General features: G+C 66.5%; 17 protein-coding genes. 3 read left to right on the forward strand and 14 right to left on the reverse strand.

Annotated elements, in window-relative coordinates; translation table 11 throughout:
- Positions 1–8 precede the first annotated feature (8 nt).
- The 7 genes from recD to RM463_RS13470 form a co-directional block, all read right to left on the reverse strand.
- Positions 9–2,276, reverse strand: a complete 2,268-nt coding sequence (recD, locus tag RM463_RS13440; RefSeq protein WP_195689894.1) for an exodeoxyribonuclease V subunit alpha — start codon at positions 2,274–2,276, stop codon at positions 9–11.
- On the reverse strand, positions 2,273–6,367 hold the full coding sequence (recB, locus tag RM463_RS13445; RefSeq protein ID WP_195689895.1) for an exodeoxyribonuclease V subunit beta: 4,095 nt from the start codon (positions 6,365–6,367) through the stop codon (positions 2,273–2,275). Before recB ends, recD begins: the two co-directional genes overlap by 4 nt.
- Positions 6,364–10,056, reverse strand: a complete 3,693-nt coding sequence (gene recC / locus RM463_RS13450) for an exodeoxyribonuclease V subunit gamma (protein ID WP_195689896.1) — start codon at positions 10,054–10,056, stop codon at positions 6,364–6,366. The genes recB and recC overlap by 4 nt, the downstream gene beginning before the upstream one ends.
- 189 nt (positions 10,057–10,245) lie before the next feature.
- The gene (locus RM463_RS13455; protein WP_195689897.1) at positions 10,246–11,172 is read right to left on the reverse strand and encodes a pirin family protein; all 927 of its coding nucleotides are present in this window, start codon (positions 11,170–11,172) and stop codon (positions 10,246–10,248) included.
- Positions 11,169–11,738, reverse strand: coding sequence for an NADPH-dependent FMN reductase (locus RM463_RS13460; RefSeq protein ID WP_195689898.1), 570 nt, complete (start codon positions 11,736–11,738; stop codon positions 11,169–11,171). The genes RM463_RS13455 and RM463_RS13460 overlap by 4 nt, the downstream gene beginning before the upstream one ends.
- An 84-nt stretch (positions 11,739–11,822) precedes the next feature.
- Positions 11,823–12,512 carry a pirin family protein gene (locus RM463_RS13465; RefSeq protein WP_311430270.1) on the reverse strand — a complete coding sequence of 230 codons (690 nt, stop codon included), beginning with the start codon at positions 12,510–12,512 and terminating at the stop codon, positions 11,823–11,825.
- Positions 12,513–12,680: 168 nt separating this feature from the next.
- Positions 12,681–13,127: a DoxX family protein gene (locus RM463_RS13470; RefSeq protein WP_195689900.1), complete on the reverse strand. Its 447-nt coding sequence runs from the start codon at positions 13,125–13,127 to the stop codon at positions 12,681–12,683.
- A gap of 257 nt (positions 13,128–13,384) precedes the next feature.
- On the opposite strand from RM463_RS13470, the gene RM463_RS13475 reads away from it, so the two are divergent.
- The gene (locus tag RM463_RS13475; RefSeq protein ID WP_195689901.1) at positions 13,385–14,035 is read left to right on the forward strand and encodes a flavin reductase family protein; all 651 of its coding nucleotides are present in this window, start codon (positions 13,385–13,387) and stop codon (positions 14,033–14,035) included.
- A 5-nt stretch (positions 14,036–14,040) separates the two neighbouring features.
- Positions 14,041–14,370: a hypothetical protein gene (locus tag RM463_RS13480; RefSeq protein ID WP_195689902.1), complete on the forward strand. Its 330-nt coding sequence runs from the start codon at positions 14,041–14,043 to the stop codon at positions 14,368–14,370.
- Between the two features lie 45 nt (positions 14,371–14,415).
- Here RM463_RS13480 and RM463_RS13485 read toward each other — a convergent pair whose 3' ends face one another.
- The 5 genes from RM463_RS13485 to dctP all read right to left on the reverse strand — a co-directional run bounded on the left by RM463_RS13485 (position 14,416) and on the right by dctP (position 20,225).
- Positions 14,416–15,933 carry a malonyl-CoA synthase gene (locus RM463_RS13485; protein WP_311430271.1) on the reverse strand — a complete coding sequence of 506 codons (1,518 nt, stop codon included), beginning with the start codon at positions 15,931–15,933 and terminating at the stop codon, positions 14,416–14,418.
- Positions 15,930–17,285, reverse strand: coding sequence for a malonyl-CoA decarboxylase (locus RM463_RS13490; protein WP_311430272.1), 1,356 nt, complete (start codon positions 17,283–17,285; stop codon positions 15,930–15,932). The genes RM463_RS13485 and RM463_RS13490 overlap by 4 nt, the downstream gene beginning before the upstream one ends.
- A 13-nt stretch (positions 17,286–17,298) precedes the next feature.
- Positions 17,299–18,633 carry a TRAP transporter large permease gene (locus RM463_RS13495; RefSeq protein ID WP_195689905.1) on the reverse strand — a complete coding sequence of 445 codons (1,335 nt, stop codon included), beginning with the start codon at positions 18,631–18,633 and terminating at the stop codon, positions 17,299–17,301.
- 1 nt (position 18,634) lies between these two features.
- Entirely contained in the window at positions 18,635–19,156 is a 522-nt protein-coding gene (locus RM463_RS13500) for a TRAP transporter small permease subunit (RefSeq protein ID WP_195689906.1), read from the reverse strand.
- Positions 19,157–19,223: 67 nt separating this feature from the next.
- Positions 19,224–20,225 (reverse strand): TRAP transporter substrate-binding protein DctP, encoded by a 1,002-nt coding sequence (dctP, locus tag RM463_RS13505; protein ID WP_195689907.1) that lies wholly within the window; start codon positions 20,223–20,225, stop codon positions 19,224–19,226.
- A gap of 144 nt (positions 20,226–20,369) precedes the next feature.
- Here dctP and RM463_RS13510 point away from each other — a divergent pair, with 144 nt between their 5' ends.
- Positions 20,370–21,062 (forward strand): GntR family transcriptional regulator, encoded by a 693-nt coding sequence (locus RM463_RS13510; protein WP_311430273.1) that lies wholly within the window; start codon positions 20,370–20,372, stop codon positions 21,060–21,062.
- 12 nt (positions 21,063–21,074) lie between these two features.
- On the opposite strand, the gene RM463_RS13515 is transcribed toward RM463_RS13510, so the two are convergent.
- On the reverse strand, positions 21,075–21,572 hold the full coding sequence (locus tag RM463_RS13515; protein ID WP_409228684.1) for a methylated-DNA--[protein]-cysteine S-methyltransferase: 498 nt from the start codon (positions 21,570–21,572) through the stop codon (positions 21,075–21,077).
- Positions 21,573–21,709: 137 nt separating this feature from the next.
- A complete protein-coding gene (locus RM463_RS13520) occupies positions 21,710–21,838 on the reverse strand; it encodes a putative transporter small subunit (protein WP_229333213.1) in 129 nt (42 codons plus the stop codon).
- Between the last annotated feature and the right edge of the window lie 44 nt (positions 21,839–21,882).

Below are 21,882 nucleotides of genomic sequence, written 5' to 3' on the forward strand. Positions count from 1 at the left end.
CCGGGTGTTCAGGTCTTCCCGGGGGCTCCCAGCCCACTCACCCGCATCACCCGTCTCTCCACCGCGTCCAGCAGCTGGCCGCGGCCGGTTTCGACCAGGCTGAGCCAGTGTCTGGCGCGGGTGATGCCGGTGTAGACCAGCTCCCGGGTCAGGATCGGATTGGGGGCATCGGGGAGGAGCAGGGCGGTGTGGGTAAATTCCGAGCCCTGGGACTTGTGCACCGTCATGGCGTAGACCGTCTCCACCGCCTGCAGGCGGCTGGGCAGCACCCACTTGATCCGGCCACTGCCGTCCCCGGCCGGGAAGGCGACGCGCAGTGCCTGAACGCCGCGAACAGGCCCCTCGGATGGAGCTCGCGGCCGCGGCAGCGCCAGGGTGATGCCGATATCGCCGTTCATCAGCCCCAGGCCGTAGTCGTTGCGGGTCACCAGCACCGGCCGGCCGGGGTACCAGAGCCGCCGGCCGTTGCCGGTGTCGATCAACCCCTCCTTCTCCAGCGCGGTGCGGATGCGCTCGTTGAGCCCCTCCACGCCCCAGGGGCCGCGGCGCAGGGCGCAGAGCAGCTGAAACTGGCCGTGGGCGGCCAGCACCGCGCGGGCCCAGTCATCCAGGGTCTCCCGGTCGATTTCACCGTTCGTTTCCGCCGGTGGCGCGGTGTCTTTCATCGTCTCCAGATAGTGGCGATACCCCACCGGTGGCGGCAGCGGCTGGCCGCGCAGCCGGCGACCCTCGCCGGCGCCGGGGAAGCCTTCGGCGTGACCCGAGACCACCAACCGTTCCAGGCGGCGGTCGTGGTCGGTGTCGAGCTTGAGGTGCGAGAGATCGGCGTAGCCGTGTTCGAGCACGCGGCGAATGTCGGCGCGCTTCTGCCTGCCCGGTACATCTCGATTGACCGGGTCACGCCTGACCGGGGCACGCTTGACCGGGTCGCGATTGACCGCACCGGCGAGCTGGCCGATGCCGCTCTCGGCATCGAAGCGGTGACTGACCCGCAGCATGGCGATGGCCTGGTCCAGCGGCGCCCCAGCGGGGTCGAGCATCTCCGTGGGCAGCACCTGGCCGGTGGCCTCGCTGAGCCAGTCGGCGGTAGCCGGCGTGTAGTGGCCACCCTCGGCCCGGGCACACAGATCGCCCAGCACCGAGCCGGCCTCGACCGAGGCGAGCTGGTCCTTGTCACCCAGCAGCACCAGGCGGGCACGGCGCGGCAGGGCGTCGAGCAGCGCGGCCATCATCTCCACATCGACCATGGAGGCCTCGTCCACCACCAGCACATCCAGCGGCAATGGATTACGCGCGTTGTGGCGGAAGTGGCGGGTATCGGGGCGCGAACCCAGCAGGCGGTGCAGGGTGGTGACCTCGGTGGGGACCGCTTGGCGAAGTCGCTCGCTGTTGTCCTGGGAGGACTGATGAGTCGCCGATAAATTGGGCTCCCACAGGGTGGCCAGGCCGTCCAGTCCCAGGGAGCTGACCTGCCCGGCGATGGACTCGTTGAGTCGCGCGGCGGCCTTGCCGGTGGGGGCGGCCAGGCGAATGCGCAGCGGGCGCTGGCCTTCGCTCAGGGCCAGGGCCTGCAGCAGGGTCAGCAGCTTGACCACGGTGGTGGTCTTGCCGGTGCCGGGCCCGCCGGTGATCACCGCGAAGGGCGAGCGGATGGCCAGGGCACAGGCGGCCTTCTGCCAGTCCAGGGTGTCGGATGACGGGAAGAGGGCGGCAAGCGCCTGGGAGAGCGTGCTGGTCTCTGCCGCATGGTGAGCATGATCGGTGCCCCCACCGGCGTCGCCCTCCAGGCGGGCGGCGATATGCTGCTGGATCGAGCGCTCATGATGCCAATAGCGGCGCAGGTAGAGCCGAGTGCCCTCGAGCACCAGCGGGGTACTGCCGGGGCCGTCGCCGATGATCGTCGGGTGAGCGAGCGCCGTCAGCCAGTCGGCGAGGCTGAGCTCGGTGAGCAGCTGGCTGGGTCGAGGCGGTGGGTCCTCCAGGCTGTCGCCCTCCGGCGGCAGCGAGAGTGCCAGGTCGGGCTCGGCCAGGGTCTGGGTCAGGTCCAGGCAGACATGGCCGCGGCCGAGCTGGTGGCTGGCGAGTGCCGCGGCCAGCAGCAGCGGGGTGGGGGTGTCGGCCACCTCCCGGGCCAGGAAGGCGGCGAAGGCGCGGTCCAGGGCGCGCAGCCAGCCGCGATCCACCCAGCGGTCGAGCAGGGCGAACAGTGCTGCGGTGTCGTGCAGGGCCTCGGCGGTGGGTGAGAAATCGCTCACGGTGGACTCCCTGGACCTCATGGCTGTGCCTCCGGGGTGGTAGCGTCGGCGTCACGAAACAGGGCATCGAGCGCCTCGATCAGCTGGCGTGGCGGACGTTCGCGATGCACGCCGCGGGAGGGGGCATGCTGGCCGCGCAGGAATACGTAGAGCGCCCCGCCCAGATGACGGTCGATATCGTAGTTCGGCAGGCGTGCCCTGAGCAGTCGATGCAGGGCCAGCAGGTAGAGGCAGTACTGCAGGTCGTAGCGCCGCTCGAGCACCGCATCGCGCATGGCCGCCTCGGAGTAGGCCTCGTCGTCACGGCCCAGGTGGTTGGACTTCCAGTCCAGCACGTAGAAACGCCCCTCGTGTTCCACCACCAGGTCGATAAAGCCCTTGAGCATGCCATTGAGACGGTCGCGCTCCAGTGCCGGGCGTGCCGCGCCGCCCAGGGTGTGAGTGCTGACCAGCGCGTCCAGACGCGTGGTATCGACCCTGTGCGCGGCGAACCAGAACTCCAGCTCCACCTGGTAGCGAGTGCTCTCCAGCCGGTCGAGGCGCAGTGGCGCCACCGGGCCTTCGGGGGCGTTCGGCACCGGCAGCTCGCTTGCCAGCAGGCCGCGCAGCCAGGCCTGCAGCGCCGGGATGCGATCGCGCCAGCCACGCAGGTTGGCGCGCCGCGCCAGGGTGTCGTCCAGCCGCACGGGCTCGGCGGCCAGTCGCGAGAAGCCCTCCTGGCCGGCCCACTCCAGCAGGCCGTGCAGGAAGGTCCCCGCCGCCGGGCCCCGCGGGAAACGGTGAATGGAACGATCTGCGCTTGGCCATACGGCGTTGATATCTTGCTCGAAATGCTCATTTAACGGCGTGTGAACTCCGCCTTCTCGCAAGATATCGCCTTGTCTGGCCTTCGCTCGATGGCGTTCCATGTCTGGCGCCACCCTGTCGCTGGGCTCGTCGCGCAACTCCCGGGCGGTGGCCTCCAGAGCGGTTTCGGGCTCTATCAACAGTGCCGTTTCGGGTTCTTCCAGAAGAGCGGACTCCTCCTCCCCACCGCCGATGCGTCCGCTGCCCATCTGTAATGCGGAATAGCTGGCGATCCACCAGTGCTCCCGGGCTCGACGAACGGGGCTCAGGGCCTCGCGCAGGGGCGCATCGCTGGTCTCGAGAGCCACCACCCGGTTGTCGGCCTCGGGGGCCGGCAGCACCTGTAGCTCCGTCTCCTTCGCCCCCTGGGCAAGGGGGAAGAGGGCCTCGAGCAGTCCATCCGTCGCGGGTGGCGAGAGCGGCGCCCCGGCGGTCAGTACCTGGCCGATGGCGCTGCGCTCCAGCTCCTTGAGCGGCGCGAGGCCCAGCCAGGTGGCATGCCGCGCACGGGTCAGGGCCACATAGAGCTTGCGCAGGTCCTCGCCCAGACGCTCGTCGTCGGCGCGTGCCAGCACGGTTTCGTCGGGCTCCAGGGAGAGCCGGGGGCGCCCCGCCTCGTCATGCCAGGTCAGCGGCAGGTCGCTGGCCTTCTTCGCCCGGAAGGCGCAGATAAAGGGCAGGAAGACCAGCGGGTACTCCAGCCCCTTGGACTTGTGGATGGTGATCACCTGGACCAGGTCGGCGTCACTCTCCAGGCGCAGCCGGTGGCTATCCGCCTGGGCCGGCGGCTGGGCACGGGCCTCGCCGAGGTGGCGGAGCAGGGCGTGCTCGCCGTCCAGTTCGGCACTGGCCTGCTGGAGCAGTTCGCCCAGGTGGAGAAGGTCGGTGAGGTGGCGTTCGCCGCTGGTACTCTTCAGCAGCCGGGTGGGCACGCCGAAGTCGGCCAGCAGCCGATGCAGCATGGGCAGCACCCCCTGGCGCTGCCACTGGCGTTGATAGGCCCGGAACTGCAGGACGCGCTCCTCCCAGACCAGCTCGTCGTGCTGCAGGGCATCGAGTGCGGCGAGGCTCATGCCCAGGCTGGGCATGGCGAGCGCCGCATGCAGGCGGCGCTCGCTGTCGGGCTCGGCGCAGGCGGCCAGCCATATCTCCAGCTCCAGGGCCGCGGGCGTCTCGAACACGCCCTCCTTGTCGGAGAGATAGACGCTCTTGATGCCGCGCTCGAGCAAGGCATCGCGGATCGCCCTGGCCTCGCCGGCGTTGTTGACCAGCACCGCCAGATCCGAGGGCGCCAGCGCTCTGAATGGCTCGCCGGGCTCGCTGAAACCGGTGCGCCCGGCCTGTCCCTCGCGCAGCAGTTCGGCCATATGGGTGGCACAGCGCGCCGCCATCTCCTCGAAGTAGGCACCCTTGGCGATACCCTCTTCGGCGGCACCGTCCTCGGTGGGTAGATGCCAGAGCGTCATCGCGGGCACCGGGGCCCCCTCGCGGGTCAGCACATCCTTCCTGCCCTTGGCGGCGACCGGCAGGAACGGCACGGGGTTGTCGCCTTCGGTCGAGCGAAACAGGAAGGCGCCGCGCCCGGCCGGGTGCGACTCGGCGAACCGAAACACCCGGTTGACGGCCGCCACCATCGCCTCGGCCGATCGGAAGTTGGTGCCCAGGGTGACATGGCGGCCGGCGGTGTCGCGGCGGGCCTGCAGGTAGGTGTGGATATCGGCGCCGCGGAAGGCGTAGATCGCCTGCTTGGGATCGCCGATCAGCAGGATGCCGCTGGGGGTATCGGGGTCCGGCTCCGCCGCGAGCCGATAGACATGGTCGAACAGCCGGTACTGCACCGGGTCGGTGTCCTGGAACTCGTCCACCAGCGCCACCGGGAACTGGCGCCGCACATGGGTGGCCAGGGCCTCGCCGGAGGGGCCGGCAAAGGCGACATCGAGACGCTCGAGCAGGTCATCGGGGCCGAGTTCGGCGCGACGCTGCTGTACCCGCCGGCGACGCTCGTTCATCCAGCGTACGGCGTGGGCCAGCAGGTCGGCATGGGCATCGGGCAGGGCCTGGAGCCGGTCGGGCAGTTCGGCGATGGCCTGCAGGGCGGGGTGGTCCAGGGGCGCGCCGTCCTTCCAGATCTCGGCGATGCCCTCCGGGGTCAGGCGCTTCCAGGCGGCGTCGGTCAGTGCCGGGGTGTCGAGTTCGGGGTCGTTGACCCAGTCGCGCAGGGCGCCCAGCCAGTTGGCGCGGCTTTTGCTGTTGAGCTTGCGCTGATCGAAGGCCTTGCCGGCGGCGGCTGTCTCCAGGGCCTCGTCGAGCTCATCGAGCCAGGCGGGCCAGGGCGCCTTGAGCTCGCCCAGCACTCGCCTGCGTTCTGCCTGCATGCTGGCCAGCGCCCCGGCGGGGGACGGGGCATCGTGGAGCAGGTCGGCGTCGCCCTGCAGGCGGCGTACGTCCTCGGCCAGGGCGTCGGGGCTCTCCCAGTAGCGGCTGACGACCGCCAGGGCCTCGGCATCCAGGGCGTAGTAGAAGCTGCGCCAGTAGTCCCGGGCAACCTCGAGCTCGAGTTCCGACTGGTCGAGGTTCATCTCCAGGGAGAAGAGACTGCCGCTCTCGAAGGCGTGCTCGCGCAGCATGCGGTGGCACCAGGAGTGGATGGTGGAGACGGCGGCTTCGTCCATCCACTCGGCGGCCAGCTGCAGGCGCCGAGCGCAGGCGGGCCAGCGCTCCCGGGGGTAGCTGTCGCGCAGGGCCAGCAGCGGGTCGCTCGAGGGACCGGAGTCAGCGGGGGAATTATCCACTGCCGGTTCGTCGAAAAGGTCCCTTGCCATGGACGGGGCTTTCCCTGAGGCAGGCCTCTGCGGAGGCGCTGTGAACCCCTCCCTGGGCGCTACCGATGCCGTCCCTGGCATAGGACCTCCGCGACGACCTGCCCCAGGCGCCCCTTCGGTGGCTTCTTCTACTGCCTTACTGAAATTGGACGGAGCTTCCGATTGAAACACCTCGGCGGCTTCCACCAGCCGAGCACGGATGCGGTCGCGCAGCTCCCGGGTGGCGGCGTTGGTAAAGGTGACCACCAGAATCTCCGGCGGGGTAAGGGCGCGGGGGAAGCTAAGGGTGTCGGTCTCGTCCCGCGGGCCCAGTACCAGGCGCACGTAGAGCAGGGCGATGGTGAAGGTCTTGCCGGTGCCGGCGCTGGCCTCGATCAGCCGGCTGCCGGTGAGCGGCAGGTGGATCGGGTCCAGGGTCGGGGGCGTCTGGTCCTGTGGGGTCATGTCCTGTCTCCCTTGCCCTTTCCGGTGCTTCCCCTGGTGCTCTTCCCTTTCGGCTTCTTCACCGCATGTAGCAACGGGGCGTAGAGCGCCTCGGCCAGCTCGGCGAAGCCGCCGGCCTCCGTCGAGTGCAGCATGATCTCCAGCTGTGGCCACTGGCGCATCAGGTAGGCGTCGCGGCCGCGCTCGCCATGGTCATTGTTGAAGCCACTGCCGTAGTAGGCGGTGACGAGGGCTCTCCAGGCCTTGTCATCCTCCGCGCCTGCCTCGCCGGCGAGGCAGTGTTGCATGGCCTGGGGCGTGCCGCCCTTCTCGAGCCAGGCGAAGGCGGCATCCCGGGCCAGCGGCAGGGGCGTGGCCATGCCGTGCTGCCAGGCGGCGACGATGATCGCCAGGTGCGCGCGGGCCTCCTCGGCGGGCAGCGGAGCGAGGGTGCCACCACCGGCGCGGGAGAGCAGCCGGGTGGTCATGGGCCCTTCCAGCTGGCCGGCGAGATGGGCGACCCAGGGGGTGAGCCAGTGCTTCCAGTGGTACCTGCCCTTGTTGACAAGGCTGCTGGTGGTAAGCAGCACACGGCAGCGCTCCATGGCATCGTTGACCCGCAGCTCGCCCAGCCAGTCCTCCAGTACCGGCGTGTCGCCCGGTGTCTCCCGGAGGTCGAGGGAGATGTCCAGCGGCTCCTGCATGGCGTGGGGCCACTCCTCGAGCACCTGACGATATTCGGAGAAGAGACTCTCCATGGGCTCGACGAGCTCGTCACGCATGCGCTCGGCGAAGCCGCCCATGGCCAGGCGCCCCTCGCGCTCCAGACGCTCCAGGGTGGCCAGCATGGCGGGTTCATGGGGCTCGCCGGCCTCCACCGCCGCGCGGCTCGCCTCGATCAGGGCATTCTGCAGCTGCCAGCGATCGAGGCCGTCCAGGGTGAAGGGTTCGCTGTCGAGGGACTCGGTGGCCTCGGTGTCGAGATGGACCTTGAGGCGAGTGTTGTAGAAGGCCTCCACCGGCGCCTTGAGGAAGTTGCCCAGCTGGGCCAGGGTCAGCGGGTTCTCCTGGCGGAATGGCGCCAGCGGTGTCGCCATGGTCGAGTCGGCCTCGGACTCGGCGTCGGGGCGATGCAGCTCGCGCCACTCGTGGGCGTAGGTGGCAAGACCCGAGCCCTCTCCACCGGTGCCCGGTGCCGCACCCCGGAAATAGTCGATGCTGAAGGGTTGCAGCGGGTGTTCGGTGGTCAGCGCGGCCAGCAGGGCGTTGCCGTTGGCCTCGTCCTCGCTTCCGGCCAGGCGCCAGCCCCGGGCGAGGTGATCGCGCAGCTGACCGAGCAGCACCGAGGGGGGCTGCTCCGTGTTGTCGATGATGCTGCGTCCCACCCAGCTGATGCTCAGCCGATCGCGGGCCGAGAGCAGCGCCTCGAGGAACAGGTAGCGGTCGTCCTCGCGGCGCGAGCGGTCGCCGGGACGGTAGTCCTGAGCCATCAGGTCGATATCCAGCGGGCGCTGCACCCGCGGGTAGTCGGCATCGTTCATGCCCAGCAGGCAGACGTGGCGGAAGGGGATGGCGCGCATCGGCATCAGGGTGGCGATGTTCACCGCCCCGGCCAGGAAGCGCTGCGAGAGGCTCGCCTCGTCGATCTGGGCAAGCCAGTGCTCGCGCACCACCGAGAGCGGCAGGGGTTCGCTGAGCTCGGCCTCCTCGGCGCTCTCTTGCCAGCTTTCCAGTGCCTGCTCGAGCCGGGTCAGCGCCATCAGGTCCTGGTCCGAGTCGGCCAGGAAACAGGCCTCCAGCAGGCCGCGCAGCCGCTCGCCCCAGGTGGCCACATCACAGGGCTCGGCCAGGGTGCGCCACTGGGTTTCCAGGGTATCGACAAGGTCAATCAGCGGGCCGGCCAGAGCCGCCTCCAGGCCGCCGATATCGTCATAGGGTTCCACGTCCTGCCAGGGCCCCTCGGCGGCGGCGCCTACCGCATAGCCGAGCAGCAGCCGGCGCAGGCCGAAGGACCAGGTGTTGGCGGTGAGGCCCTCCGGCAGGTCGAGGCTCTGGCGCTGATGGGCGTCGAGCCCCCAGCGAATGCCGGCACCCTCGATCCAGCGGCGCAGGGTGGGCAGGCCACTCTCCGGAATGCCGAAACGCGCACGCAGCGCCGGCACCTCCAGCAGGTCGAGCAGGTCGCTTACCGAGAGTCGCAGCTCCGGCAGGCGCAGCAGCGATTCCAGGGCGATCAGCAGCGGCAGGCGGTGGCGGCTGGCCTGGTCGGATAGGGTGAAGGGGATATGGCGCGGATCGTCGGCGTCGAGGCGGCCGAATACCGCCTGCACCGCGGCGGCGTACTGGTCCACGTCGGGCACCATCACCAGGATGTCGCGGGGCTTGAGGGTCGGGTCCTCGCTGAAGGCGGCGAGCAGCTGGTCGTGAAGGATCTCCACCTCACGCAGGGCGCTGTGGGCCACCTGAAAGCGCAGCGAACGGTCGTGGGCCGGGTCCACCGCCGGCCAGGTGTCGCGGGTCTCCTGGAGGGGGCGCAGCTCGAGGATATCGTCCTGCAGCTGGCGAAGCAGGCCGGGGTTCATCTCCGGGGAGGCCGCCGCTGCCTCGCTCTCGCCCAGGGGGGATTCGAACAGGTCGATGCGCAGCGACTCGCCCTCGAACAGACGACGATAGGCCTGGGCCTCGTCGAACTCATCCAGCAGGCGCAGGTAGTCGCGGCCCTGCTTGCCCCAGGCGGCCAGCAGAGGCTGGGCATGCAGATGCAGCTCGGTCTCGGCCAGGTCCGCCGGCATGCCGGGGCGCCGCTGCTGGCGCCGGCGCTCCGCCCGAAGGAGGTCCTTGTGCTCGATGATATCCGCCCAGTAGTGGCGGCAGGGGTTGTGCACGCAGAGCAGCACCTGGCTGACCCGCGCCATGGCGGCCAGCGCCTCTAGGGTCTGGGCGGGCAGCGAGGAGATGCCGAAGACGATGACCCGGCGGGGCAGGCCGTGAGGACGATGCGTTGTGTCGAGCTCCCGGCATGCCGCCAGAAAGCGTTCGTGCACCGCCGCGCGGCTCGAGGCGAGGCCCGCCTCACCATGGGCCCTGGCGATATCGTCGCGCAGCACCCGCCACAGCTCGGCCTGCCAGCACTGCTCCTCGGCGAGGGGGCGCGCCTCGCCCCGGGCGGAGATCAGCACATCCTCCCCCTTCGCCCAGGCGGCGAGCCAGTCGGCGCGATAGACCTGGTACTGGTCGAAGAGGTCCGCCAGGCGCTCGGCGAGCTGATGGCGCTTGCGCAGGTCATCGTCGCCTTCCAGGAAGCGTGCCAGGGGAGCGAAGGTGGAGGAGTCGAGCAGGGTCGGCAGCAGCCGCATCAGCCGCCACGCCAGGCGCGGCTTGTCGAAGGGGGAGACCGGGGGCACGGCGTCTTCGCCTTCTCGTTGGGAGAGCACGGCCCGGTAGGCCTGCCACAGGAAGCGCGCGGGCAGGGTCACGTCCAGGGCCGCGGCGATCCCGGCGCCACCCTGGTCGCGGTCCTCGGCGAGCGCCAGCTTCAGCCACTGGCTGATGCCGTTGCTCTGCACCAGGATCGTCTCGTTCTCCAGTGGCGCGAGCGGGTGGCGGCGCATCCATTCGACCGCCAGGCCCCGCAGGGCCTCCAGGCGGTTGCCATGGATCACCATGAACCCGGGAGTAAGCTCGGTTTCCTGGGAGAGGCATGAGGGCATGGCGAGTCCTTCGCAACGATAGGCGGACCCTCATGGTGCCGTAAATCGGCAGGGGCATGAAGCGGGGCATGCCCCTGCCTCGGGGCTATCGCCGTGACCGACAGGGTGATAGCGAAAGGCGCCGGAACGGTCTTGAGCGGTACTGCCATCTGCGATAGCCCTGGCCCCTGCCTATGGTTTAGGGCCGAGTCATTCAGGGAAGGGGATAAACTCCTCCTCGTCCCCCGCCACCCTGGGGAAGTTCTGGGCCTTCCAGTCCGCCTTGGCTTGCCTGATGCGCTCGCGACGGCTGGAGACGAAGTTCCATTCGATATGGCGATGGCCCAGGTGCTGCCCACCGACGATGGCGATGCGCGAGTCGCGTGTTGCCGTCAGCTCGATGTCGGGGGCATCAGTCAACACGGCCATCGCGTGCTCGGGGATGCGGGTGTCATCGGTGTTCAGCTCACCCTCGGCCACATAGACGGCGCGCTCCTCCGCCGCCGGTACCTTGATGCTCTGCCCGGCGCGCAGGTGCGCCTCGACATACAGCGTGTCCGCAAACACCTTGACGGGCGAGGTAGCGCCGTAGGCGCTGCCCATGATCACGCGGATCGGCACGCCCGCGACCTCGACACGGGGGATATCGGCGTCGGGGTAGTGGTAAAACGCCGGATCGGTCTCCTCGTCGGCTTCGGGCAGCGCCAGCCAGAGCTGAAGGCCGTTGAGGCGATGGGCCCTCTCGGTGACCTCCGGGCGCTCACGCTCGGAGTGGTTGATCCCCCTGCCCGCGACCATGAGATTGACGTCACCGGGGCGGATGGGCTGGTAACTGCCGACCGAATCCCGGTGCAGTATCTCGCCCTCGAACAGGTAGGTGACCGTGGCCAGGTTGATATGCGGGTGGGGCCGCACGTTGATGCCTTCCCCGGCGGGGAAGTCGGCAGGACCCATATGATCGAAGAAGATCCAGGGGCCGACCATGCGGCGCTTCTGGACGGGCAGCAGGCGACGTACCGAGAAACCGCCCAGGTCCTTGTCACGCGGCTCGATCAACAGGTCGATCGCCTGGCAGCCGACCGGACTTGTGCAGTCCTGGTCAAGGGCTTCATCGGGTTGCCGTGTCAGTGTGCTCATCGCTGTTCTCCTGCCTGCAGTTGCCGGGTCCAGTCGCCCAGGGCCGTTACCAGCTTGGCGATGAACTCGCGGGTGGTCTCATCGGTAAGACGGCCTTCGGCATCGAAGCGTTCATGGGCAGAGGCAATCATCACTTCCGGCTTGTTCACGCAGTGCATGTCCAGGAAGACCATGGAGCGCCGCAGGTCGTATTGCGCTCGCACGCCGCCCAGCAGACTCATGCTGGCGCTCATGATCGCGGCGGGCTTGCCGGCGAATGGCTGAGGCTGCTCGCGGGAGACCCAGTCGATGGCATTTTTCAGCACGCCCGACATCGAGTAGTTGTATTCCGGTGTGGCGAACAGCAGCGCGTCGGCTTCCTTGACCTGCTCCACGAGCCTGGTCACGGCAGCCGGTACGTTCTCGTCACGCTGGTCCTGGTCGTAGAGGGGAATCCGTGACAGATCGGCGAACTCGATGCTGATGTCGGCAGGGGCCGCGTCTCGGGCCGCATGAAGTGCCGCGGTATTGTAGGAATCCTTTCGCAGGCTGCCGGAAATGGCGAGAACCTTGAGTGTGTCAGTCATGACGTCTCCCTGGACGATGTGATTGCAGTTGGGGTCGAACCAGCGGAGGTCGGTGACACCGCCGGTCGACACTATCCCGAGGCGTTATGCCAGATCAAACAGTAGAATTTCCGAGGCCTCGCCGCCGGTCACGTCGATGGACTCGCCGGGCTCGAAGGCGGCGGCGTCGCCGGCCGAGAGCCGCTGGCCGTTGACCTCGGCTTCGCCGCGGACCACATGCAGCCAGGCATGGCGTACCGTCGGTGTCGCTGCCTGTTCGCCGGCATCGAACAGTCCGGCATGGAGGTTGACGTCCTGGTTGATGCTGACCGAACCATCGCGGCCCGCTTCGGAAACGACCAGTCGCCACTCACCCTGTCGCTGTTCTTCCGGAAAGCTCTTCTGCTCGTAGCTGGGAGCGATACCCTGCAGCTTCGGCTCGATCCAGATCTGCAGGAAGTGAAGCTCCTCACTCGAGGAGTTGTTGAACTCACTGTGCACCACACCGGTGCCCGCCGACATGCGCTGTACATCACCGGGTTGCATGACCGCCCCATTGCCCATGCTGTCCTTGTGGGCCATGGTGCCCGACAGCACGTAGGAGATGATCTCCATGTTCCGGTGCGGGTGGGCACCGAAGCCGGCCCCGCCCTGGACTCGGTCTTCGTTGATGACACGCAGCTTCCTGAACCCCATATGGGCGGGGTCGAAGTAGTCGGCGAACGAGAAGGTGTGTCGGGAGCGTAACCAGCCGTGATCGGCATGACCGCGTTCATTGGCGCGTCGCAGTATCATGTTGCCTCCTGGATGTCTCGGGGAGTTGATGTCTGGGGAAATGACACCGTCACACGATGGCGCCTTATCGAGGCCGTGACGCCGATCACGGCCTGGTCTCGAGTGCGGACCGACGAGCCTCGGTCTCCATCATCGACGGTTGAGGTCTTTCTTCTGCCCTTGAAAGGCTTATTGCACCTTCCTGGCCAGATGCTGATCCAGCGAGAACCGTCCGCCACCGCTGATCGCCAGTGATGCCGAGATGGCGGCCATGGCGAGGGCAAATTCATAGCCGTTGTTGCTCATGAACATGCCGTTGCCGATATGGACAGTGAAGATCGCGACCAGCATGGTGACGGTCAGGACCAGTGCCGCGGGGCGCGTCAGCAGGCCGATCAACAGCGCGAGGCCGCCGAAGAACTCGGCACTCCCGGAGGCGAGGGCCATCAGGTAACCGGGCTCCAGGCCAATGGAGGCCAGCCACTGCCCGGTTCCTTCCAGGCCGAAACCGCCGAACCAGCCGAACAGTTTCTGGGCGCCGTGAGCCATGAAGATGATGCCGGCGGGAATGCGCAGGGCGAGGGGAGCCAGGCTTGCCGGGGTCGCGAGTGCCTTTTGAACGAGTGCCGTAGTCATGTCGTACCTCCTGGAGTATGGGATAAGCCGGGTGGAGAGCGTCGTTGGTGGCTAAGCCCTCCGAAGCGATGTGTGCATGGTAGGCGTTCACTTGTATCGATGAAAAGCGGCTGTTTTTGCACTTTATGTTCGATATTTTAGAAATGTTTTGAGCGGAGCGTGCCGGTGAGCGAAACCATCACGTGCGCTGCCGGGGGGCTGGGCGCACTCGAGAATGGGGTACCATCGAGGAAGGATTCGATAATGGAGGCACAGTCATGAGCGACTATCTGCTGGGCGAGCAGGAGCTAAGCGCCGGAAAGATCTATCGGCTGTTCTCGGGCAGCATCTGTCCGCGACCGATCGCCTGGGTCTCGACCTTGGACGACCGTGGCAATGCCAACCTGGCACCCTTCTCGTTCTTCAATGTCGTCAGCGTCAACCCGCCGGTGCTGGGCTTTTCCCCCCTGCTCGATGGTGACGCCAATCCAAAGGGCACCATTCGCAACCTGGAGCAGGTGGGCGAGTGCGTGGTGCATATCAGCGGTGAGGGGTTGGTTCAGGAGATGAATGCCACCAGTGCCGGGCTCGAACACGGTGATGACGAATTCATCCATGCCGGGCTAGAGAAGGTCGCCATGGCTGGCGTTTCGGTACCCAGAGTGGCCGGGGCACCGGTGGCCTTCGGCTGTCGGCTGCGTGAGATCATCCGCTTCGGTGATCAACCACTGGCCGGCAACCTGGTGCTCGCCGAGGTGGTGTCGATCCATGTCGACGATGCCGTGTGGGATGGCCGGCACGTCAGCGTCGAGGGGCTGCGCCCACTCGGGCGAATGGCCGGCAATGACTACGCCCGCTGCAGCGATCTCTTCGAGGTGGAGCGCCCGGCCTCGGGGAGCGCCATGAGCGCCCAGCAGCGCGGCGGTTGAGCCGGATGGTGAGCTCGACGCCACTCACAACGCCTGACGGTCGCTATATCGTCGTTCGTGGCCGGCTATGGCGCTGCAGTGACCCCTCCCTGCCGGACTCCCAGCGCAGGGAGGAGGTACAGCGGCTGATGAAGGCCCGTCGCGATGTCGGCCAGGCCCGCCGCACCGGTGACACCCGTGCCGAGCGCGAGGCACGTGAACGGGTCGATGCTGCAAAGCGGGCGCTGGGCGAGCGCGGCCCGGTGTGGTGGGAGGACAATGCGCCGGACTATACGCGGCGCAAGGTCGAGAACACTCCCTATGCGGACTGGTTCGCTGGCTTGGGGGCTAGATAAGGATGCCCCCGTTTGGCTCAAGCCTGAGGCTGGCAAGGGCGCCCCTCAGCGGTAGGTGTCCTCAAACTGCTGGCGCAGCTGGTTCTTCTGCACCTTGCCCATGGTGTTGCGGGGCAGGCTATCGATGAAGAACACCCGCCTGGGTTGCTTGTAACGGGCCAGCCGTCCCTCGAGATGACCGAGCACTTCAGCCTCGTCGAGCCTGTCCCCAGGCTGTAGTACCACCACGGCGGTAACGCCCTCGCCAAGGTCGGGGTGGGGCAGGCCGATCACCGCCGACTCCACCACGCCTGCATGCTCATCGATTACCTCCTCTACCTCCCTGGGGTAGACATTGAAGCCACCGGAAATTACCAGGTCCTTGTCACGGCCAACGATCTGCACGTAGCCATGGCCGTCGATCATGGCCAGGTCGCCGGTAATGAAGAAGCCGTCATCCAGCAGCTCCTCACGCGTCTTCTCGGGCATGCGCCAGTAGCCGATGAAGACGTTGGGGCCGCGCACCTGAAGGATGCCGATCTCGCCATCGGCCACTTCCCGGCCGGTCTCGCGATCGATGATGCGGATCTCCACCCCCGGTAGCGGCCGACCCACGGTGCCGGCACGGCGCGTCCCGTCGTAGGGGTTGGAGATATTCATGTTGGTCTCGGTCATGCCGTAGCGCTCGAGGATGGCGTGACCGGTCTTCTCCTCGAAGGCCTGGTGAGTCTCGGCGGTCAGCGGTGCCGAACCGGAGACGAACAGTCGCATCCTGGCGGTAACCTCGGGAGTCAGGCGCGGGTCTGCCACCAGGCGGGTATAGAAGGTGGGTACCCCCATCAGCACCGTGCCGTGGGCCATCGCCTCGATGATCACGTCGGCATCGAACTTGGCCAGGAAGAGCATGCTGGCGCCGGCCATCAGGGTGACGTTGCAGGCCACGAAGAGGCCGTGGGTGTGGAAGATCGGCAGGGCGTGGATCAGCCGGTCCGTTTCGCTGAAGTGCCATGCCTCGGCCAGGGTGGCGGCATTCGAGCCGAGGTTGCGGTGGGTGAGCATGGCCCCCTTGGAGCGCCCGGTGGTGCCGGAGGTGTAGAGGATGGCGGCCAGGTCGTCTTCGTCGCGGGGCTCCACCGCCTCGTGCGGGGTCGCCGCGGCGGCCGCTTCCACCAGGCTGCCGTCGGCGGCGGTGCCCAGGGTCTGTACCGCAGGGCAGCCGGTCTCGGCGGCGAGTGCGCGCGCCTCCTCCACGGCGGCGGGGCGACAGACGAACAGCGCCGGCTCGGCGTCACCGAGGAAGTAGCGGATCTCGTCGCCGGTGTAGCCGGTGTTGAGTGGCAGATAGACGGCACCGATGCGCAGGGTGGCCAGGTAAAGCAGGATTGCCTCGGGACTCTTGTCGACCTGCACCGCTACCCGGTCGCCGGGCGCCACGCCCAGCTCGATCAGGGCGCCGGCCAGGCGTGCACTCATGGCCAGCGCATCGGCATATGAATAGTCGCGCCCCTCGCGGGTGGTGATGAAGTCGGCGTCGCCACGCTCGTGCATGCGGCGGGCAAAGGTCTCGAACAGGTTGTGGCTCATTTTGTCGCTTCTCCCTTGGCCTGCTTCCTGGCCTTGCGAACGAGGTCCTTGACCTCGCTCGAGCAGGCCACGGTTCCATGGGCCGTGTAGTTCTCGTGGTTTCGCTCGATATCGTTGAGCACGTAGAGGTAGTTGACCATCAGGCCGGCGCCTTGCTCGATCCCCTTGGTCGAAATGTCACCTAGCCAGTTGATGCGGTGCAGCTCGGCGCCGTTTCCCAGGTGAAAGCGGGCCACCGGATTGAGCGGCAGGCCACGGGTGTTCTTCTCTTCGGCAAGATAGCGTGCGGCTAGTGGCCGGAGCCGGGAGCCAAACGTCTTGGTGAGTTCATCGTTCCGGTGCCAGCCGGCATTCTGCATGTCGCCGATAGCGTCGCGGAGTTCGGTAGGTAGGTTCTCGTCGTGGCCACGTTCGGCCAGCCACTGGGCAAAGCCCGGAACTGGCGAGAGGGTGACGAAGTTCTTGAGCTGTGGCAGTTCCTGCTTGAGTTCCTGCACCACCTGCTTGATCAAGAAGTTGCCGAAGGAAATGCCACGCAGGCCAGTCTGGCAGTTGCTGATGCCGAAGAAGGCGGCCGAGTCTGCTTCCTCGGGCTCTTCTACGCCACCGTCCTCGCCGGCCAGGATTGGTTGGATACGCGCCGGTAAGCCCTTGCACAGCGCTACCTCCACGAAGATCAATGGCTCGTCGCCGATCGCCGGGTGGAAGAAGGCGAAGCAGCGTCGGTCCCGGGCATCGAGGCGTCGACGCAGGTCGTCCCAGTCACGGATCTCATGGACCGCCTCGTAGCGGATGATCTTCTCCAGGATCGAGGCCGGAGTGTTCCAGTCCATGCGTTTGAGCATCAGGAAACCACGGTTGAACCAGGAGCCGAACAAGTGTGCAAAATCGGCATCTATGGCCGCGAGGTTTGGGTGCTTGCGGAGCATGCCGAGAAGGTCCTCGCGTATACGAACCAGCGAGTAGGTGCCGTCGCGAGCCAGGTTGAGACGCCGGAACAGCTCCTGACGACGTGGTTCGCAGGCCTCGAACAGGGCCTCCAGGGTGGCGTTGTCGCGGCTCTCGCGGTATGCCGCGTAGGCGGCATCGATGGTCGACGGCTCGGCGGCAAACTCTTCACTCAGTCGGGTGAAGAAGGCCAGACGCTCATCTGCGGTTAGGCACTCGTACATTTCCAGAGCGCGGCTGGCCAGGGCGATGCTGGAGGCTTCGCCGTCGCTCTCGAGTAGTGCATGGCAAGCCGCCACCAGGTCACCGTGATTCGGCGACTCGCCAGACCCTCGCCTTCGCCTCAGCAGGGCGTCGCGCTGGGTAATGTTGTTGAACAGCTCCTGCAGGAAAGTCATGTTCATGGTGTCGACTCCATCAGCCCATCAGCAGGTTGGGCAGCCACAGGGCGATACCCGGGAAGAAGCAAAGCAGAATGATCGCCAGCACCATGCACAGGGCGTAGGGCAGGCTGCCCATCAGAATGTTGCGCAGCGATATATCCGGCGCGATGCCCTTGATGATAAACAGGTTGAGTCCGACCGGCGGAGTGATCAGTCCGATCTCCAGGTTGATGGTCAGCACAACCGCAAACCAGTAGGGATCGAAGTCGGCGGCGAGAATGATCGGCAGCAGGATGGGGGCTGTCATCACAATCACCGCTACCGGTGGCAGGAAGAAGCCGGCGACCAGCAGGAAGAGGTTGATCACCGCCATCAATACCCAGCGATTGACCTCCAGGTCGGCGATGGCGCCGGCCACGGTCTGGGTGATGAACAGTGACGAGAGCGCATAGGCAAACACCTCCGCACAGGCAATCACCAGCATGATCATCACACTCTCGCGCAGCGAGTCGCGCATGATCAGCTTGATCGGTCCGAGCTGCCACATGCGATAGATGATGATCGCCAGGGCCAGGCACAGGAAGGCACCGACGCCGGCCGCCTCGGAGGGGGTTGCCACGCCACCGTAGAGTGCGAAGAGGATGCCTACCACCACCGCCAGGAAGGGCAGCACACGAACCAGCGCCTTGAGATTGGTGTCGACGTTGGCCTTGATGGTCTCCTTCATCTGCCCGGCGGCCTGTCCCAGGGGATTGTTGTAGCCGCCGGCCATCTTGCAGGCGATCACCGTCCAGATCATGAACAGACCGGCCAGCATGAAGCCCGGCACCACCCCGGCGATGAACAGGCGACCGATGGAGGTCTCGCTGGCGATACCGTAGATGATCATGGTCACCGAAGGCGGGATCAGGATGCCCAGGGTGCCGCCGGCGGCGATGCAGCCGGCGGCGACGCCATCCGGGTAGCCGCGGCTGCGCATCTCGGGAATGCCCATCTTGCCGATGGCCGCGCAGGTGGCGGGGGAGGAACCGGAGAGGGCGGCGAAGATCGAGCAGGCGCCGATATTGGAGACGGCCAGGCCGGCGGGCAGTCGGCCCATCCACAGGTCCAGCGAGCGATAAAGGTCACGGCCGGTAGGGGAAGACGCTACCGCTGCGCCCATCAGGATAAACATGGGGATGGCCACGAAGCCGAACTCGGCGAGACGTTCGAAGAAGGTCTCGCCGAAGTAGGTGAGCTCGGGCAAGCCGCGGTCATAGAGCAGCGCCATCAGCGAGACACCGCCCAGCGCGAAGGCGATGGGGGTGCCAATGGCCATCAGTACCATGAGTGCGACGGCGACGATGATGCCAAGGGTAATAGGGTCCATGTCAGTCCTCCCCTCGCAGCATTTCGGCGACGTACTGCAGCGTCAGCAGGGTGGCGCCAACAGAGACTGGCAGCAGAGCCGGCCACAGTGGAGGGTTCCACACGGTGCCGGTGGTCCACTGGCCGTGGAAGGCCTCGACGACGTAGACCCAGCTGCCGTAGGCCAGGGCGGCACAGAAGGCCAGGCCGAAGAGCGAGGCGATCCACCACATGACCTTCTTGGCGATTCCGCCCAGGGCGTCGGGCAGCAGGGTGATGGCCACGTGGCCACCGGTCATCAGCACATAGGCGCTACCCATCAGCATGGCGCCGGTGACCGAGAAGATGGTGAACTCGGTCTGCCAGCTGGTGCTCTGGCCCAGCACGTAGCGCACGAAGACCATGTGGCAGATGGCCAGCACACCGGCAATGAACATCGCGGCGGCGAGATAGGCCGAGGCGCGGGAAATGGTATCCATCAGGCGGATATAGACGTGAACAAGCGGCAGGCGTCGGGAATGTGGCGAGGAAATGGCCATGGTCATGTCGTCCCTCATGAGTCAGGGGCGCCGGCCACCTGGGCCGGCGCCGATGGCTGAAAAACGAACCGCCTTACTCGACGGCCAGAGCGGCGTCGATCAGAGCCTGGCCGTTGGGGACGTTGTCGGCGAAGTTTTTGTAGGAGGTCTCCTTGGCAATCTTCAGCCAGGCGTTGTAGTCCTCCTCGCTCATGCTGACCACCTCTACGCCATTCTCCTCGTAGGCTTCGACCATCTTCTGGTCCAGGCCAGCAGCCTCGGCGGCGAAGAAGGCCTCGGCTTCCTCGGCAGCAGTGGTCAATGCCTGTTGCTGCTCGTCGTTGAGCTTCTCCCAGCTCTGGTTTGAGATCAGGACCGGCTCGTACATGAACCACAGTGCATGCTCGCCGGGCTCGGTGAGGCAATCTACCTGCTCGTAGATACGGTAGGAGACGAAGGACATCGAGGAGGTGTTGGCAGCGTCCAGGACTCCGGTCTGCAGTGCGGTATAGATCTCAGAAGAGGGCATGGAGGCGATCGAGGCTCCGGCGCCTTCCAGCATCTGCTCGAAGGCGGGGCCGGCTGCGCGGAAGGTCTGGCCGTCGACTGTCTCGGGGGACGTGATGCAGTTCTGGCTTGAAGCGAAGCCTCCGGCCAGCCAGGCGTCGGCCAGCACGCGGGCTCCACCTTCGTTGATGACCTCCTTGATCATATCCATGAACTCGGAGTCATTCAGACGCTGGGCGTGCTCGTGATTACGTACCAGGCCGGGCATCAAGGTCGCGGAGAACTCGGGATGACGGCCACTGGCGTAGTCGAGGGGCAAGGCAGTGATGTCCAGGCGGCCACGCGAAATGGCGGCCCACTGCTCGCGCGCCTTGAACAGCGACTGACCCGGATACACTTCAATTTCCAGGCCGACGTCGGCTTCGGCGACCTTGTCGGCGATCATCTGGACCATCTCGTCACGCACATCTCCCTGGCCGCCGGGGAACTGGTGGGAGGCCCGCAGGACAGTCTGGGCGGAGGCGGTGGTGCTGACGGCCAGGGTGGCGAGGGCCAGGCCCGCCAATAGTGGGCTGATTGAGCGTTTCATGGCATCTCCAGCTAAGGTTGTTCTTGTATGAAGTGTTTATCAGCAAGGCTGATGTATACTTCAATAGACCTATTGGTATGCCAGTGTCAATTTTGCGGTGTTAGACCAAGGTGGGTCTTCTACGGGAATGGAGGAAATCGTGCCATGAAACGCTCCAATGCACAGCGCCTCAGGGACGCTCTCGAGGATGACATCATCAATGGTCGACGAGCCCCGGGGGAGCGTCTGGATGCCGATGCGTTGTGTCATGAGTTCGGTGTGTCGCGTACACCGGTGCGGGAGGCAGTGCAGCAGCTGGTGGCCAGTGGTCTGGTAACGGTCTCGCCCAAGAAAGGCACCTTCGTGGCCAGAATTGGCATCGATGAGCTTATCGAGATGTTTGAGGTAATGGCCGAGCTGGAGGGTATGTGTGGCCGCCTGGCTGCTCGTCGCATCGATCAGGCTGAGCTGGAAGCGCTGCGCCAGGCCCATGAACGTTGCGAGGTCGCCGCCAGGGCTGGGGACTCGGACGACTACTACTATGAGAACGAGGCCTTTCATGACTGCATATACCTTGCCAGCCACAACGGCTTTCTGGCCGGTGAGGCGAGGCAGCTGAAACAACGCCTGAAGCCCTACCGACGGCTGCAGCTGCAGGTACGCCAGCGGCTCATGTCATCGTTGGAGGAGCATCGCGACATTGTCGCGGCGATCGAGTCCGGTGATGCCGCAGGTGCCGAACAAGCCCTGCGCGAGCATGTGTTGATCCAGGGGGAGCGGTTCAGCGACTTCGTTTCCAGCGTGCGACGCTTCGGCCTCGGTCGGGAGGCAATGGACGGTGGTGAGGCCTCTCGCTAGTCTCCCACAGGGTTATTCCAGCAGCATCGGCACCTCGCCCGCCTCGAAGGCGAGCAGCCAGCGCTTGCGGCCTATGCCGCCGGCGTAGCCGGTCATGCGACCGTCACTGCCGATCACCCGGTGGCAGGGCACCACGATGGAGATGGGATTTCTGCCGTTGGCGGCGCCTACCGCGCGCTGGCCGCCCTTGCTGCCCAGCTGCTCGGCGAGTTCGCCGTAGTTGCGGGTCTCGCCATAGGGGATCCTCTCGAGTGCGGACCACACCCGGCGCTGGAAGTCGGTGCCGGAGGGAGATAACGGCAGGTCGAAGTCGCGGCGGGTGCCGGCAAAGTACTCGGCCAGCTGCTCGCGGGCCTGGTCGGTCAGCGGGCCGGGGTGGGGTGGGTCGGTCTCGGTATCGACGAAGTCGATCTCGGTGATGCCGGTCGCATTGGCGCGAAGGCGAATCAGGCCGAGGGCGTCGGCCGCCGGTGGCCGGTAGTAGTCGATGGTGTCGCGGCTCATGCTCATGGCGTGCTCCTGGCTGTGCGAAGGCCTTCCCGGAGTCTACCCGCTTTGATGGGTGGTGCCACAGAGTGAAACGGCCCCGCGGGCAGCTCGTGCGCGCGGGGCCGTTGCGGGTGACGCCTGAACATCACTCCAGAGCGTCACACCAGTTCGCGATTCTCTTCCTGCGCCTTGCGACGATCGCGGATCACGGCGCGGCAGATCAGTGTCAGCACGCCCAGGGTCAGGGCGGGCCAGATCAGTACGTAAAAGGTAAACAGCGTGGTCATGGTCGATCTCCTCCGGGTGGCGCCGGGGTGGCCGGCGCTACCCA

The sequence above is a fragment of the Halomonas sp. LES1 genome, assembly GCF_031846005.1.
In the GTDB taxonomy this organism is placed as follows: domain Bacteria; phylum Pseudomonadota; class Gammaproteobacteria; order Pseudomonadales; family Halomonadaceae; genus Halomonas.

Bases quoted from the DNA above. Each gene is read 5' to 3' on its own strand.
- RM463_RS13455 (WP_195689897.1), bottom strand. From the start codon at position 11,172: ATGAGCACACTGACACGGCAACCCGATGAAGCCCTTGACCAGGACTGC.
- recD (WP_195689894.1), bottom strand. From the start codon at position 2,276: ATGAGGTCCAGGGAGTCCACCGTGAGCGATTTCTCACCCACCGCCGAG.
- RM463_RS13520 (WP_229333213.1), bottom strand. From the start codon at position 21,838: ATGACCACGCTGTTTACCTTTTACGTACTGATCTGGCCCGCCCTGACC.
- recB (WP_195689895.1), bottom strand. From the start codon at position 6,367: ATGACCCCACAGGACCAGACGCCCCCGACCCTGGACCCGATCCACCTG.
- RM463_RS13465 (WP_311430270.1), bottom strand. From the start codon at position 12,512: ATGATACTGCGACGCGCCAATGAACGCGGTCATGCCGATCACGGCTGG.
- RM463_RS13460 (WP_195689898.1), bottom strand. From the start codon at position 11,738: ATGACTGACACACTCAAGGTTCTCGCCATTTCCGGCAGCCTGCGAAAG.
- RM463_RS13485 (WP_311430271.1), bottom strand. From the start codon at position 15,933: ATGAGCCACAACCTGTTCGAGACCTTTGCCCGCCGCATGCACGAGCGT.
- RM463_RS13495 (WP_195689905.1), bottom strand. From the start codon at position 18,633: ATGGACCCTATTACCCTTGGCATCATCGTCGCCGTCGCACTCATGGTA.
- RM463_RS13470 (WP_195689900.1), bottom strand. From the start codon at position 13,127: ATGACTACGGCACTCGTTCAAAAGGCACTCGCGACCCCGGCAAGCCTG.
- RM463_RS13510 (WP_311430273.1), top strand. From the start codon at position 20,370: ATGAAACGCTCCAATGCACAGCGCCTCAGGGACGCTCTCGAGGATGAC.
- recC (WP_195689896.1), bottom strand. From the start codon at position 10,056: ATGCCCTCATGCCTCTCCCAGGAAACCGAGCTTACTCCCGGGTTCATG.
- RM463_RS13490 (WP_311430272.1), bottom strand. From the start codon at position 17,285: ATGAACATGACTTTCCTGCAGGAGCTGTTCAACAACATTACCCAGCGC.
- RM463_RS13515 (WP_409228684.1), bottom strand. From the start codon at position 21,572: ATGAGCATGAGCCGCGACACCATCGACTACTACCGGCCACCGGCGGCC.
- RM463_RS13475 (WP_195689901.1), top strand. From the start codon at position 13,385: ATGAGCGACTATCTGCTGGGCGAGCAGGAGCTAAGCGCCGGAAAGATC.
- RM463_RS13480 (WP_195689902.1), top strand. From the start codon at position 14,041: ATGGTGAGCTCGACGCCACTCACAACGCCTGACGGTCGCTATATCGTC.
- dctP (WP_195689907.1), bottom strand. From the start codon at position 20,225: ATGAAACGCTCAATCAGCCCACTATTGGCGGGCCTGGCCCTCGCCACC.
- RM463_RS13500 (WP_195689906.1), bottom strand. From the start codon at position 19,156: ATGACCATGGCCATTTCCTCGCCACATTCCCGACGCCTGCCGCTTGTT.